Here is a 15,761-nt window from a genome sequence, read left to right as displayed (position 1 = left end):
GCCATGGCCGATGCTCCCTGCTCGACGACGGTGACGCATCGGCATCACCGCGCCGCCCACCAATGACGGCGATCGTGCTCGGTCCAGCCGTCCGATTCTCCCGCCCGAGCCCAGCTCTCCCATGGCCCAGCTGCGCGTCGGTCATCAGTGGCGGCAGGTCATGTTCACGGCCTCACCCAATACTGATTTAGTCGAAATGCACCAAGAACCGAGTCGCATTGCCTTATTGCAAATACGACCAATCGCAGGTTTCAGCGACAATTTTTGCCTTCACAACGGTTTAAAAAAGACGATTTCGCGCCTTTCGGCGGTCGCTGCTGCGTAGAAGGACCAACAGTCCACGCTCATCCTCTGAGTTTCCAATCTGCTGTTCTGCTCAGGCCACGCGGGTCCGGAGCAGCATGCGGCTTTGTCAAATACGCGCACGCTGACGTCCGCTGGTGAAGCGAGCGAAGCGCCAAGTAGAAGGCGCGCTGCCGACATCGCATGCTTCATCACGGCGAGGTTGCGGGGCAATGCAAACAGTTGCCTTGCGGGACCCGTGATTTGGCGGTCGGCAGGCGGAGGTTTTGGCCTTATCCCTCCGCCCGAAGTCATACCAGCGCGCTTTCGGCTTCACAGAGCGCCGTCGCGTAGAGCAATCGAGTTTCGATGTGGATTGAACACGCATCTGCGGGTCCTCGCGCGAGATGTCCTCAGCTCCGTCCGAGCAGATAACTCGAGAGTGATATCGAGTTTCGCATCGAAGTGGTACGGGCAATACTGACGCGATTGCCGCTTCCGTTCGCCTGAGGTGGAGCTAGGTAAGCTGCCCGATCATGGCTCAAACGTGCATCAATACGTCCTATTGATGCAATCGCCTTTAACTGGCGGATGCTAGGACCCTTTTGATAATCGATTAAATCATGCCCATTCAGCGAAAAACCAGGAACGTTCGAGGGGCGAGTGGGCCAGTCTTAGGTCGGGCGGGACGCGACAATAACAGCAAACGAAGGGTAGTTGATAGCTATGGATGGCGCTCTATACATTGATGAAAGATGGGTCGCAGCGGGCGATCGCAGCTCCCTCCCGCTCATCGACCCTAGTTCTGAAACCGAAATTGGCCGCGTGCCAATCGCGACGGAGGACGACCTCGACAGTGCGTTAAGATCAGCAGCGAAAGGCCTTCAGGAGTGGCGCCGCTTTGCTCCGGTGAAACGAGCAGAAGCGCTAGCCCGCAGTGCGGCCCTCCTTCGCGAGCGTCGTGAGGAAATTGCGCGGACCATCACGATTGAGCAGGGGAAGGTCATAGCCGAAGCGTTGGGCGAAGTCGATACGAGTGCGGCGATTCTTGATTGGTTCGGCGGCGAGGCCATGCGACTGTACGGTCATGTTGTGCCGCCACCGCGAGAGGACCTCGAGCTTCGCGTCACCCTGGAGCCGATCGGCCCGGTGGCAATCTTCACACCATGGAATTTCCCACTGGTCGAGCCCGTTGCACATACAGCAGCCGCGTTGGCAGCGGGCTGCTCCACGATCATCAAAGTAGCAGAGGAAACGCCCTGCACAGGCATCAGTTTGATCAAGATCCTACTCGAGGGCGGCGTACACCCAAATGCGGTCAATCTGGTCACCGGAGATCCGGGTCGCATATCGGCGCATCTGATCGCGTCACCAGTCATTCGGAAGGTAGCGCTAACAGGATCGACTGAGGTCGGCCGAAAGCTCGCTTCACTCTGCGGGCAGCACTTGAAACCGAGCACGATGGAACTCGGCGGAAACGCTCCAGTTATCGTGACGGAAAATGTCGATGTGACCGAAGTCGCCAAAATGCTCGCCACGAGGAAGAATCGGAATGCTGGCCAAGTCTGCACAGCCCCTAACCGGTTCTTCATCCAGCGTGCCATTTTCGACGATTTCACCCAGGCCTATTCGAACCACATGCAATCCTTTCCCCTTGGGAGCGGTCTCGACCAGCAGGTGAGTACTGGGCCATTGGCACACAATCGCCGGCTCGGCGCGATGTCGGACTTCATCAATGATGCCCGTACGAAGGGCGCCGGGATTGAGATCGTTGGTCAGCCGGCGCCGACTAAAGGATACTACTTTGCCCATGCCCTGGCCTTGGAGGCCCCGTCGATCGCCCGAGTCGCGACTCATGAGATATTCGGGCCAATCTCCGCATTTTGGAAATTCGACGACATCCCGCAGGCAATCGAGCGCGCGAACGCAACCTCGGCAGGCCTTGCCGGCTATGTCTTCGACCGCGATGGCGATCGCGCGAGCTCCATTGCAGAGCGATTAGAAGTCGGAACCGTAGCGGTCAATCAGGGTGTCGTCATGTTCGTCGAAGCTCCCTTCGGCGGCATTAAGGACAGCGGTTTCGGCCGTATTCTCGGTCGCGAAGGTGCCTCTCCCTACACCACTGCAAAGCTGACGTCGTACCACCGGACCAGAAGTTACGGAACGTAAGCTCGCCTACAAAGGCTTATCAAATTATCGCTGGTGCGCAGCGAGGTCTGGATGTGTACCGCTCAGCCCGCGACTTCGCTGCTTTTCTTGTCCAAACGTTGTTGAATATTAATTTGATTAATGTAGTTTGCCACCGCTTCAGCTTTCATCGCGCCTTCTTTCTTCGTCGGACAGAAAAGTACGGATTACGTTTCTCCTCGGCTCGATGCTGGCATCTCAGACATGCGCAGAATGGCCGAGCGCGGCGGAGTGAACGGCCGAAGCCAGTAGGCTAGCGGGTTAGCACCAGACTTGCCGTCCGAGGGAAACGGATCTTTGCCGATGCCGGGACGTTGGGATCTCCCGTGAGAAGTCAATTCCGCCGTGATTGGCACCGCCGAACGCGGCGACCTTGCCCGACGGACTTAATCCAGGTTGAAGTTCGCTCTGGCCCAAGACAAGAACAGAGCATGAAGCGCAGCCGTTTTTCGGAAGAACAGATCATCGGGATTTAAGGAGCACGAGCCAGGCGTGTCGGGTCGCCGATCTGTGCCGCAAGCATGGCGTCAGCGACCGTCAGCATTTACAAGTGGCAAGCCAAGTTCGGCGGGATAGAGGTCTCGGAAGCCAAGCGGCTGAAGGCGCCTAGCTAGTCTCACTGAGTCAGAGTGTCGCGGCCTTTGCCGAGAAGAATCATATAATTGAGAAGGCTCATCTTTTCGGCACACGGAGAGGCTGAAATGGGCCAGGCAAAATCGGGGGACGTCGCGTCGCGGTTTTCGGCGTATGTTGAGGGTCTTACGAGCGTCATCGGGCACGCGGGTCGAGCTAAACCGCTTCGCGATTACTGCACCGGTCTGATGATGCCTTGCGATCGCAAGAGTGTCGAGCCGATGGCGGCGATCACGGCTCCTGAGCGGACAGGAGCGCAACACCAGTCGTTGTTGCATTTTGTCGGTCAAGGCGACTGGTCGGACCAGCAGGTGTTGACCAAGGTCCGTGAATTAGTGCTGCCGAGCATCGCACGCCACGGACAGATCGAAGCCTGGATCATCGACGATACCGGCTTTCCTAAGAAGGGGCGGCATTCGGTCGGGGTTGCACGGCAATATTGCGGCCAACTGGGTAAGCAAGACAATTGTCAGGTCGCGGTGACCCTTTCGATTGCGAACCATCACGCGAGCCTGCCTGTGGCGTATCGCCTTTATCTACCAAAGGAGTGGGCGACCGACCGTCCGCGTCGGCGCAAAGCCGGTGTGCCCAAGGAGATCACCTTCAAAACCAAGCCGGCCATCGCGCTTGAGCAATTGCGCTGGGCCTGTGCGGCGGGCTTGCCGCGTGGCGTCGTGCTGATGGACGCCGGCTATGGCACTGATACCGATCTGCGTACGAGCATCACAGATCTCGGCTTGAACTATGTGGCCGGCATCCAGCCGCAAACGTCCGTATGGCGCCCTGGCACTGGGCCGCGGGCGCCGAAGAAGTGGTCTGGGAGCGGGCGACCTCCGAAGTTGCTGCGACGTGATGGCAAGTATCAACCGATCTCAGTTAAGAAGCTTGCGCTTGGCCTGCCAATGGATGCTTGGCGCAAGATCACGTGGCGTGAGGGGGCGGCGGAACGCTTATCCTCCCGCTTTGCCCGTGTCCGCATCCGTCCGGCCCATCGAGATTACTGGCTCGCCGAAAGCCGGCCGGAGGAATGGCTGCTGATCGAGTGGCCAGAGGGCGAGGAAGCACCCAGCAAATATTGGTTCTCGACGCTTCCGGCCAACATTGGATTCCGTCAGCTGGTCGACACCGCCAAACTGCGCTGGCGCATTGAGCGCGACTACCACGAACTCAAACAGGAGATCGGCCTTGGCCACTTCGAGGGGCGAGGCTGGCGCGGCTTCCACCATCACGCAACGCTGTGCATCGCGGCCTACGGATTCCTGGTCTCCGAGCGGGAGACGATTTCCCCCTCAGCAACAGCTTCCACCGGGCTTTTCAAAGAAATTACAATTCCCGAAACTTATCGCCCGAGGGGGGCCGCCATTGCGGCCTGAACGGCACGTTCCAAATTCGATCGCGACCGTTCGGCGAAGATTGAGCGCCGCTCTGGCGTCCACACTATCTCGATGCCCTTGTTGTATCAGGGCAGTCTCAAGTCAAAGTAGCTACCGAAATTTATGACGCAGTAAGACTAGCAGGCTGTTGAAAAAGGCGCTCGCCGCCGACCGGCGACCGTGATTCATTGGTCCGATGAGATCGGAGATGGTGCGTGCGCGGCGGCGACAATCGAACGGGCGAACTGTTCAGCTACGTCGACCTGGAGGCGCGGGTGCGGCGTAATCATCCGCTGCGAGCGATCCGGACGATTGTGAACGAAGGCCTGTCGGCGCTGGAGCGAGAGTTTGCCGCGCTCTATTCGCCAATTGGGCGGCCGTCGATCCCGCCGGAGAAGCTGCTGCGGGCGATGCTGTTGCAGGCGTTTTATTCGATCCGCTCGGAGCGGCTTCTGATGGAGCGACTGGAATACGACCTGCTGTTCCGCTGGTTCGTCGGAATCGGCGTTGACGACGCAGCCTGGGACCATTCGGTGTTCTCGAAGAACCGCGACCGGCTGCTGGAAGGCGACATCGCGGCCAAGTTCCTGGCGGCGGTGCTGGCGCAGCCCAAGGTGAAGAGGCTTCTGTCGAGCGATCACTTCTCGGTCGACGGTACGCTGATCGAGGCCTGGGCCTCGATGAAGAGCGTCAAGCCGAAGGACAGCTCCGGCGAGCCGCCAGCGCCAGGCGGCGGGCGCAATGCCGAAGCGGACTTCCATGGCCAGAAACGCTCGAATGACACCCATGCTTCAACCACCGATCCGGACGCCAGGCTCTACCGCAAGGGCAAAGGCAAGGAGACGAAGCTGTGCTTCATCGGGCACGGGCTGATGGAGAACCGCCACGGCCTGCTGGTCGACGCCTGCCTGACGCAGGCCGGCGGGCATGCCGAACGGGTGGCCGCGCTGCACATGATCGAGCCTCGTGCCGATCGACCGACAGCGATCACGCTTGGCGCCGACAAAGCCTACGATGCAGAAGACTTCGTCAACGAACTGCGCTCGATGAACGTGACGCCGCATGTTGCACAGAACACCAGCGGCCGTAGTTCTGCGATTGACGGACGAACGACCCGGCACGGCGGCTATGCCATCAGTCAGCGCATCCGCAAGCGCATCGAGGAGGCATTCGGCTGGATCAAGACGGTCGCCGGGCAAGAGAAGACCAGCTTCCGTGGCCGTGATCGCGTCGCATGGGCCTTTACCTTCGCTGCCGCCGCCTACAATCTGGTGCGGCTGCCCAAGCTGATTGCGGAGACTGGCTGATGGCCAAGGTGCCCGGCTTCGCCAAGGCCTTTGTCGGCCGCTGGCGCATCGTCGAGATGGACGTCTGGGACAGCGAGTTCCTCGATCTTGCCGAAGAGGCGCATCTCACCTTCCAGGGCAAGTCCGATGGCGAAATCGCCTTTGGGGCTCTCAAGGGCTTCCTGGACGTGCGCTACGGCGCCCGCGACGGATCGGCCTGCGCCGAGTTCTCATGGGAAGGGCACGACGAGAATGATCCGTCCTGCGGTCGCGGATGGGCTATGATCGGCACTGCGGGCAGGCTCGTCGGCCACTTCTACATCCACAATGGCGACGATTCAGCCTTCGTTTGCGAACGCGGCTGAGTTCTTCAACAGCCTGCTAGAGAATGCCCGACGTCGGCCAGGGCTTTAATGACGAGTCCACAGCAGCAAGCTTATCGAGGGCGGCCTCATTTCATACCGAGGTTGTAATCACGAAGGAGATGACGGCGACCACCAACTCATTTCTGAAAGTCGTCCTATGCCAGTGGTATCTCGCCATCGCGGAAGTTTCCGCTGACGTGCGGCGTAGAGCAGGGATCCGCCGTCACGGCAGGTCTTGTGCGCTGAATGCCGAGCTGGTCTACTGCCGCCCGCTTCGCAGATCAGCAGGTCGGTATGGTCGTCGATCGGTTGTGGGAGGTCTCGACGACACGGCACGTGAGCCGGACCTTGACCTCGGCGCGCACGAAACGATGCGGAACGCTGTTGTCGTTGGGCGTTGAATACTCCACATTGTGGGCCATGCGGCCGATCGCCGCAAAGGCGCCAACATGGGCGCTCATGGAGTGGGTGGGCCCCTGTCCACGTCGCCAGCGGGCACACGGAGGATGCCTCTCGACTGGCGTCCAGGGTGCCCCCTTCGGAAAGCCGAAGGAGTTATGCTATGCGAGAAGATGCCTCGTCACCACGGTCACATCATGGCGGAATAGCGGGCGCTACTATCTCCGAATGGATGGGGCGACTTCCAAATCAGAATGTTGGGCGAGATCTCGGATGAACGGCGAGATCGGGCCGAATCAGTAAATTTAGTGTTGTGACGAGGCGGTGAGGACGAAGAAATTCTGCATCTGGCTGGGTCTACGCGAAGTTATGTTTCCTCGCATCGCGCCCGTCAGCCACAACTAGAGTTGGTCTTCAACGTCGAGCAGCCACTGGCCCGACGAAAACCGTGCTGATCTCGATAATCAAGCAGTTAGATATGACCAGCTACCGACGTGTGGACGGCTGGCTCCATCGCTCCCCGGTCGGCACAGCTAATGCTTGTGGTCTTCGAGATCACGGAACTTCCTGCGCTTATTCAAGCCGGGCAAGCTGATCTTGATGAGATCGACCTTTCGGTCTCCTGGACGAGTTTATGCAGGCCAACGAGCTGCCGTCCCTGATGTTCAGTTCACCAGCGAGATAGCCCCACTCGACGCTGCGGTGCCCTCGAATCTCAATCTTGTGTCCAAAGTGGCCAAGTTTCGGTATTAGCCTCGCCCGTCCCATTCGCAGCGGACTTGTCGGGAACCACACGCGCCCGATGTCTCGAATCCGCTAGGCGTTTTGCCGACGCGAAATTCGATCACAAACGGCGCCCGATGACTCTAGTTCGCGGTGGCCCAAATCATGCAGAGCGCTATGGACGAGCGCGACAGAATGGGAGCTCGCCTTTGAGTCTCGGTTTGTCAAGCGACGACGAGGTTGCAGGTCGCCGCCCTGGGGAACTCGAGCAGACGGGCGTGAAAAGCCCGTTATCGTCCGAAGGCCAACGACTGAGGCAAGCACTGCAGCGACTTCGGCAATTGCAGCCCCAGTCCGCAAGAGAGGTTTCGTCCGGCATCTGGCCTTTTGAAGGCTGCTCGCTGGTCTGCGCTCGGATTGAGGCTCAATTTTCGAATTAATCGAATTGCTTGTGCAAAACATGGAGGCACTATGCGCATCTGCGGTATCAAATTAACGCATGACGGAGCGATTGCTCTTGTCGAGGACGGACGACTTGTCTTTAGTATCGAGCAGGAGAAGCGAAGCAACAACCCGCGCTATCATGTCGTCGACAATCTCGATGCAATTGTAGCTGCTTTGGCGGAGCACGGTCTGGATGCGCGGGATGTTGATGAGTTTGTTATCGATGGCTGGGGCGGAGAAGTAGAGTCGCAGTTTGAAGTCGCCAGTGGTGCGGCACTCATCACTCTCAAAGGGGCGCCGTATCTTGAACTCCATGCGAACGCCTTGCTCACGTCGCGCGCCGGCTCGGGCCTGATGCTCGATGGGAAGTGTTTTTCGTACAGAAGCTATTCTCACGTGACCGGCCATGTCGCCTCCGCATACTCAACTAGCCCTTTTGCCAGAGCCGGACAACCCGCGTTCTGCCTAGTCTGGGACGGCGGCATGTTTCCACGTCTCTATTACGTAGAACGCCGCGGGGCACGCTTTCTCGACTGTTTGTTCCCGATTATAGGTAGTGCCTACGGCGCGGCCGGCCATCATTTCGGACCTTATAAGCGAGCGGACCGCACCGGCTGGGCGGACCGGAATGTTGCCGGCAAGCTGATGGCCTATATCGCGCTCGGATCTGTTGATGAAGAGATTGTGTCGGTGTTTCGGGAGCTGTACGAGGAGCGCTTTGCGGCCCAGACGAGGCCTCCTCGTCGTTGCGGCCCAGATGTCAACAGTATGCATGCTGCGATGGCGGCGGCCCATGAATTCTTCGATGCAAGCGTGCTGCGGATGCAGACCAAGTCGGATGAAGATGTGCTAGCATCATTTCATTATTTCCTCGAGCGTCTGCTTGTCCGCGAGATGGCACTCAGGTGGGAGCGTCATTCGCATCTTGCAGGATCGCGGAATTTGTGTATTGCCGGTGGCTGCGGGCTCAACATCAAATGGAACAGTGCTCTACGTGCTTCCGGACTGTTCGACGATGTCTGGGTGCCCCCGTTTCCGAACGACAGCGGCTCGGCCATCGGCGCAGCTTGCTCCGCAATCGCAGAGCAGGAAGGCTTCATGTCACTCGAATGGTCGGTCTACAGTGGTCCGGCGCTGCAACACAGCGAAATGCCGTCCGAATGGAAGGGGACGCCGTGCAGTATGCACGAACTTGCGATCATCCTTGCCAACAACGAGCCTGTGATATTCCTCGCCGGACGCGCCGAACTCGGGCCGCGGGCATTGGGCAGCAGAAGCATTCTCGCCGCCGCGACATCGGCGGAAATGAAGGATCATCTTAACGACATCAAGCTTCGTGAAGACTTCCGACCTGTGGCGCCGATATGCCTGGAGGATCGTGCGCAGGACATTTTCAGCCCGGGAACGCCGGATCCTTATATGCTGTTCGATCACAGGACACGGGCGGAATGGCGGGACAAAGTTCCCGCGGTGGTACATTTGGACGGATCTGCGCGTTTGCAGACGATCGCGAGAACATCAGGGCACAAAGTCGCCGAGCTTCTCGTGGAATACGAAAAGCTCACCGGCATTGCACTGCTTTGCAACACGAGTGCCAACCTCCATGGATGCGGGTTCTTCCCGGATGCCGCATCGGCTTGTCGATGGGGACGTGTCGAACACATATGGTGCGACGGCCTGCTGTGGACCAGGAACCCGCGACTAAGCAATTGCGAGCCGAGCGGCTTGTTTTCAGGCTAGCTGTACGTATGGCTACAGCAATGATCGATCTTGGCATGTAGACGGGCCTTACAATACCGCTGCAGACGGGTAATCGTGCAGGTTGTCTCGGAACGTGCTTTGGTTGCTTGCATCGAACGTGCGGATAGTAGCACAACCGCAATTTATGTCCTCGGTCCGCCAATCTTCTGACCCGGGCAAAGACTGCGCTCGGCGAGCGGGTGCCGGCACGCGCTCGTTGCCAGGATAATGTGTCATCATTTTCCACGGTGCGAAGTTGTACTGTTCGCCATAACGGCACTAAGTGCTAGCCAGCCAGAGGCGCAGTTTAAGGGGAGGATCCTAGATCGTGTCAGAACAGGGCTTGGCATAGTGCCTCGAAAGCTTCCGGCACAAGATCTTCATCCGTGGAATTAGCTGCTGTCGGCTCTAACCGGGCCATCCCAAATGTTTCTCAAACCAGGTTCGGTGCGGTCGGTCTACGCTGCCATCCGATCGCCTCCAAGACACCCCGCAAAGAAAGAGGAAGTAGCAGTGCGGTGTCGCTCCGCTTCATCAAGAGGTCTGTAAGGACCCGGACGTCTGGGTTTGCAGTTGTGTCTCCATCACTGCGCCTCGAAGTCGACGGAGGATCCAGTCGCTTGCGTATAGGCGCGATTTGGTGCCGAATTGTTGCTCCCGAGGTTACGTTGAACGGCTTTCTCCGAGCTGGGGAGCGTGTGGCTTGGCCGAGAGACCAGGGGCCGACTTGCATACTGGTGAGGCATGCAAGCAGTCAGCGCACTAGAAGCCATCGCCAAAGCATCTCAACATGTACTTAGATTGCTGGGCGCTCAGTGAATCTTGAGTCGAAAGAATCACTTATGATTCCTGGCACGGCACCTGTTTGCGATCCTTAAGGTGACTGTTGGATTGATCGAGAGCTCATGTGACGCGGCTGTTACGCCTCACCGGCGTCGTGAGCACGGAGACGAATCGCTCCGATCAAGGTCGCGGCCGAAGCGAGTATCACGTATCACGAAGGTCAGCACAGTGCGCAACAGGGTCCCTTACAAGCGTCAATACGGGTCGTTCTCAATCCATATTGTCATCTCGTCCACTCGCGAAATAGTGATCTACCTTTGTCCCACTGCAGTCCGCCCCCTGTTCGCCGATTTGGAAAGAGGCACACATAGAGCATCGAAACCAAGCGTCTCTGACGGGGCGTCGGACATTGGACGTGCTGTCGGGCCCGCAACACAGCTGCTTTGCTAGATAACCTCTATGAATCAAGCGTTCGCAGATTGGCACGAGCCTTGATGAAAGAGGATACATCCAGAATCGCATGCTCAAGGATATGTAATGATGACTACAAGATTATTGCCTCTCAGTTCACGTCGGCGGCTCGCGTGAATTTGTCAGTTAGGACTGCTTCTCTCCCACTTGCGGAAGGGCGCGTGCTTGCCACCGCGCGCCAAGAGCTTGTGCCGGATCGGCCTCTGGCAAAAGCCGCTGGCGCGCTCAGTGGCGCTGTGATGCGCGCCGACGCCAAACTAAGCGGGTGTCCGCATCCGCAACCCAGCTCGAATTCTGGGCCGAGAACAGGACCTGTCCGTGAAATAAGGCATCGTTTGGCCGCGGAGGTAACCTGGGCAACGTGGCTTCTATGGACAAGATAGCCGAAAGAATGCCGGTGTCGGTTTCGTGGTACGGATTGCGTCGACGGGCGACTGACCATCACCTCGCTATCGAGCTAATCGAGACCGCGAAACTCGCGTCGCCGATGGTGCTGACGCATCTTGGGCAGATCGCGATGATGACGACCGACCTTGCCCTCATCGGGCGCTTGGGCGCCGAGGCGGTCGCCGCGGCAGCGTTGGCCGGCAGGGTCTATTCTATTGGCATCGCCTTCGGCGTGGGACTGCTGGCGGTGACCGCAACATTAGCGGCGCAGGCGTTTGGCTCGGAAAACCCAGGTTTGATACGGCGCTTGCTGCGCATGGGGCTTTGGGCGGCGCTGCTGCTATCGCTCCCGATCATGCTCGTTGCGCTGCACGGCGAGAAAATACTGCTCGCTCTTGGCCAGGGTCCGGATGCGGCGCGACTAGGCCAGCAATATCTGTTCGGATTGGCCTGGGGCGTGGCGCCCGCGCTCTGCTTTCTGGCCCTCCGTAGTTTCATGGGCGCGGTCAACCGGCCAAAGTCAGCCTTTTGGATCACGCTCGCAGCTATCCCCGTAAACGCTCTGCTGGTCTATTTGCTGACCTATGGAAAGCTCGGCGTGCCGCGGCTAGAGCTGTTCGGGGCGGGCCTTGCAACCACCTTGGTGAACTTCGCGACCTTCTTTGCCGGTTTGTGGTTGGCCACAATGTGTCGCCCGTTCCGCGATTACCATATCCTTGCACATCTTTGGCGGTTCGATTGGCCCTCAATGCAGCAGATTATCGTACTTGGAACACCGATCTCGATCGCCTTTCTGATAGAGTACGGACTTTCATCTGCCGCAGCGCTCCTGGCTGGCTTGATCGGCACCGCAGCGCTGGCCGCACACCAAATCGCGTTCCAGGTTTCCGCAATTCTTTTCATGATTCCGACCGGTATCAGCATGGCAGCGGCCGTGCGCGTTGCCCATGCGCTTGGCCGGAACGACGGTCCGGGGGTCAAGCGGGCAGGTCTAGCCGCGATTCTCCTCGGTGCTGTGAGTGTTGCGATACTGACGCTTGCAGTCGTTGTAGCGCGCTTTGAGATAGCGGAGTTTTTCTTGGGTGAAGCGGGCGGCGATACCGACTCAACGGTGAAACTAGCTGCGCGGCTCCTTTTGGTCGGCGCAAGCTCTTTCGTGGCCGCTGCAGTTTACAGCATTGCGGCGGGTACACTGCGCGGACTGAAGGACACGCGACTGCCGCTTCTCCTTTCTATCGTCGCTTATTGGCCAATCGGCTTTTCGCTCAGCTACCTGCTTGGTTTGGAAGTGGGCCTTGGCGCCATTGGTATCTGGATTGGCTTGTCGATTGGGAGGACGGTCTGTGCAACACTGCTTGTCCTACGTTTCCATCTGCTGGCAAGCAGGCTTGGTTTTCAGAGCCGATATATGGCTTCGTAAGCGCAAGAGATTGTGTGCATGTCAATCTTTAGGCATTTGAAGCGGTTCGTGCTGCCGATCTACTGCTGGAATCGTCAAAGTCTGTGAAGATTGCCTGATAGCCGGCCTCGTGCGCAGCAACCCACGACCGCATCAAGAAACCCGCAATCGCTCAGGAGCATGTTCCGGCGTTGAACGTTGGCACATCCGGCGCCGGCTCCGCGCACATCTAATACAATAGCTGTCACCAGAGTAGGTAGTATCGCCATCCATCGTTTCTGCTGTAGCGTCAGTGATCAGCTCGCGCTCGGATACGGAAAGTGCAAAAAATGATAAGCTTAGTTACTGGGTCTAAAACATTGCGCGCCACCAAGCGCTTTGATCGAATTCGACTTTCATGAGTGCATCTCGAGCGGACCAGGCGTTCCAACAGTGAGGCCGAGATTTACAAAGGTCCGATCGCTCGCAACTAAAAGGGGCGAGAGATGTCCGATCTTCGCCGATTTAACGAGGCAGGGAAATCATCGGCTGCTCGATTGTATGAGCTTTCCTTACCAACTTTGCAGAACATCTTCAGTCCGTGAAGGTGTTTTCCGCAGGCGACCATAAGTGCACGGCGCGCAGGATTGTCGTCCTTCAGCATCGAAAAGCCACAGCTGCCGACCCACTCGACAGATAGCCAACAGGTCCGCATTGCATCGCAAATCATCTTCTGGAGCAGCAGCGTCGCTGAACAAATGGAGCCCTTGATGGGAGTGTTATCGCATCTGCAAGTCGTCGAGATCGGTAGCTCGGCCGCAACTAGCTATTGCGCGCGTTTGTTCGCCGATTTCGGTGCCGATGTTCAGAAGGTCGAACCGCCATCAGGCGATCCACTTCGTCGTAGCTCGCCACTCACGCATGGTGGCCAAAGCGCGTGGTTCGCGTTCCTGAACTTCAACAAGTCAAGCATCATCATTGATCCCGCCGCGCCGGACGCGAGCCGACGTCTGACGACGTTGATCAAGGATTGCGACATTGTGGTCGATGGCCGCGACGTCGATTCAGCAGATTGTCCATCGATCGATATACCCGCGATCCGCCAGCTGCGTCCCGGGTTGATTTACCTCGAAGCGAGCTGGTTCGGCCGAGAGGGGCCCTATGCAGGATTCGCCGCAACCGATTCCACTGTCCGCGCGCTAGCAGGGCTTATCAAACTGGTTGGACCGGTCGAGGGCCCGCCGTCGCACGCGCCCGATTTCCAAACGGGTATTCTCGCCGGCTTGTGGGGCTTCGTTGCGGCGGCTTCTTCGACGCTCGCTCGAATAAGGGGCCAGGCAGGGCGCTCCTGGTCGCTCAGTATCTTCGAATCGAGCCTCGCCCTGAGTGAGTATCTCATGTTTGAGGCGTTTGCGCGTCGCGACGTTATTCGCCGGAGCGGCATCAACCGGTTCTGGCCAGGCTTTCCCGTCGGGATTTATGAAACCAGAAAGGGTCGGCTCGGCGTTACGATCGTGACGCCGGCACAATGGCGCTCATTCTGCGAAATGCTCGACCTTCTCGAATTGCGCGATGATTTGGCTCTAGTTCTCGGGGAAGATCGTCTGAAACACATGGGACGTTTCGAACAACAATTTATGCCTCGGCTAAGAGCGCGAACAGCGCCGGAGTGGTTTGCAGAGGGGCTCAGACGGAAGATCCCGATGGTGCCGGTACCCGAAATGTCGGATCTGCTTCAGGATACGGAAAAGAAGGCTCGCGGCGCAATCGCGCCCATCGTCCTTGGCGAAGAAGCCGGCTTCGCTGCTGGCTCGATGCAGCAGCTGACGCTAACGCCGCCGCGCCGTGGCGGAAAGGTTCCTGCTCTCGACGAACAGCAGCGCTTCGCCAGGACCCGAAAACACCAATCTTCCTCCGCGTCTTCAGCGGATTTCATCGATGCTGGCCGACTGCCCTTGGATGGTATACGCGTGATCGACTTCTCCATGGGCTGGGCGGGTCCGTTCTGCACGCGCTCATTAGCTGATCTCGGTGCTGACGTCATTAAAATCGAGGCCATCCAATATCCTGACTGGTGGCGCGGTGTGGACCGACGGTCTGCTTACGTTGATGAGTACATGTACGAAAAGGCGATGCCCTTTTGCATCATGAACCGGAACAAGCGCGGCATCACACTCGACCTGAAGCGGCCCGAGGGACTGGGTCTCGCCAAACGGCTTTTAGCGGGAGCCGATATGGTCGTGGACAACTATTCGGTCGACGTGCTGCGAAAGCTCGGGCTCGGCTACGACGTGCTCAGAGAGCTCAACCCGCGACTCGTGATGATGTCGATGTCAGCCTTTGGTGCAGGCAGCGTCCATCGCGATTGCCGAGGCTACGGCACGACTTTCGAGCAGGGATCGGGGTTGCCGAGCGTGATCGGAAACGCCGGCGGGCCCCCCACTATGACCCACGTTGCCTTTGGGGACCCCGTCGGAGGTTTGAATGGTTGCGCTGCAGCTATGGTAGCTCTAATTCACGCCAGAAAAACTGGGCAGGGACAATTTATTGATCTGGCGCTGGTCGACTGCATGATTCCGTTCGCGTCGCCATGGATAACAGTCCATTCGATCGGCGGGAGTCCCGCCATGCGGTATGGAAATCGACATCCGCAGTTCGTACCACACGGCTGCTTCCGATGTGCAGGTGAGGACAACTGGATCGTGGTGGCCGTGACTGACACGGAAATGTGGCAGAGGCTCGCGGTGCTCCTCGGCCGGCTTGACTGGCTGAACGACGAATCGCTGAAATCTGCAGAGGCTCGGCGGGCGATTGAGGATGGCATCGAGAGTGGTATCGCTACCTGGACGCTCACCCGCGACGCCGATGACGCGATGACAGAGTTGCAAGCGGTAAAGGTTGCCGCCGGCGTGGTCCGGCTGCCAGTTGATTTGCTCACCGATCGGCATCTCAAGTCGCGCGCATTTCTCCAGGACGTCGAGCGCGCGTTCATAGGCTTGCATCCGCAGCCCTCAATGCCAATTCGCGAAGGCGCAACGCCGTATGCGATCCACTCAGCGGCGCCGACGCTCGGACAACATAACACGGATATCATGGCAGGACTTCTTGGGCTCTCGGATACCGAGATGGCGCAATTGGAAAGGGAGGGGATCATCGGTACAGCGATGCTTTCGGAACGGGACCTCGCAAAAGCAAAGAAGGCACCCTCAAAGTGACAAATCGGGCCAACGGGCGGACGGATCAAACCTCGCTCCACTCTGGCGCGCGCACGCGGAGGCTCCGGCCGCCGGATTCAGTCGACTGCGGAGCT

8 protein-coding genes and 1 pseudogene are annotated in these 15,761 nt (G+C 58.5%); 8 read left to right on the top strand and 1 reads right to left on the bottom strand.

Annotated elements, in window-relative coordinates; genetic code table 11:
- Positions 1-1,008: 1,008 nt before the first annotated feature.
- The 5 genes and pseudogenes from P6U23_RS27740 (at position 1,009) to P6U23_RS27720 (ending at position 6,126) form a co-directional block, all read left to right on the top strand.
- On the top strand, positions 1,009-2,451 hold the full coding sequence (locus P6U23_RS27740) for an aldehyde dehydrogenase family protein (protein ID WP_407175631.1): 1,443 nt from the start codon (positions 1,009-1,011) through the stop codon (positions 2,449-2,451).
- A gap of 449 nt (positions 2,452-2,900) precedes the next feature.
- Positions 2,901-3,074 (top strand): annotated as a pseudogene (locus P6U23_RS27735) (transposase); the annotation flags it as partial.
- A gap of 96 nt (positions 3,075-3,170) precedes the next feature.
- Positions 3,171-4,475: an IS701 family transposase gene (locus tag P6U23_RS27730; RefSeq protein ID WP_407175446.1), complete on the top strand. Its 1,305-nt coding sequence runs from the start codon at positions 3,171-3,173 to the stop codon at positions 4,473-4,475.
- Between the two features lie 215 nt (positions 4,476-4,690).
- A complete protein-coding gene (locus tag P6U23_RS27725; RefSeq protein WP_407175447.1) occupies positions 4,691-5,782 on the top strand; it encodes an IS5 family transposase in 1,092 nt (363 codons plus the stop codon).
- Positions 5,782-6,126 carry a hypothetical protein gene (locus tag P6U23_RS27720; RefSeq protein WP_122402509.1) on the top strand — a complete coding sequence of 115 codons (345 nt, stop codon included), beginning with the start codon at positions 5,782-5,784 and terminating at the stop codon, positions 6,124-6,126. Before P6U23_RS27725 ends, P6U23_RS27720 begins: the two co-directional genes overlap by 1 nt.
- A gap of 281 nt (positions 6,127-6,407) precedes the next feature.
- On the opposite strand, the gene P6U23_RS27715 is transcribed toward P6U23_RS27720, so the two are convergent.
- Positions 6,408-6,587 (bottom strand): hypothetical protein, encoded by a 180-nt coding sequence (locus P6U23_RS27715; protein ID WP_407175630.1) that lies wholly within the window; start codon positions 6,585-6,587, stop codon positions 6,408-6,410.
- A gap of 1,132 nt (positions 6,588-7,719) precedes the next feature.
- Between P6U23_RS27715 and nodU the strand changes: the two genes are divergently transcribed.
- From nodU to P6U23_RS27700, 3 genes are all read left to right on the top strand, one after another.
- A complete protein-coding gene (nodU, locus tag P6U23_RS27710; RefSeq protein ID WP_407175629.1) occupies positions 7,720-9,432 on the top strand; it encodes a nodulation protein NodU in 1,713 nt (570 codons plus the stop codon).
- 1,624 nt (positions 9,433-11,056) lie between these two features.
- A complete protein-coding gene (locus P6U23_RS27705; protein WP_407175628.1) occupies positions 11,057-12,493 on the top strand; it encodes an MATE family efflux transporter in 1,437 nt (478 codons plus the stop codon).
- A gap of 605 nt (positions 12,494-13,098) precedes the next feature.
- Entirely contained in the window at positions 13,099-15,666 is a 2,568-nt protein-coding gene (locus tag P6U23_RS27700) for a CoA transferase (protein WP_407175627.1), read from the top strand.
- Positions 15,667-15,761: the final 95 nt, after the last annotated feature.

This window comes from Bradyrhizobium sp. STM 3562 (genome assembly GCF_045571435.1).
Classification (GTDB): Bacteria; Pseudomonadota; Alphaproteobacteria; order Rhizobiales; family Xanthobacteraceae; genus Bradyrhizobium.
The sequence above is the reverse complement of the archived record's forward strand: the minus strand, read 5'-3'. Positions and strand labels throughout refer to the sequence as shown.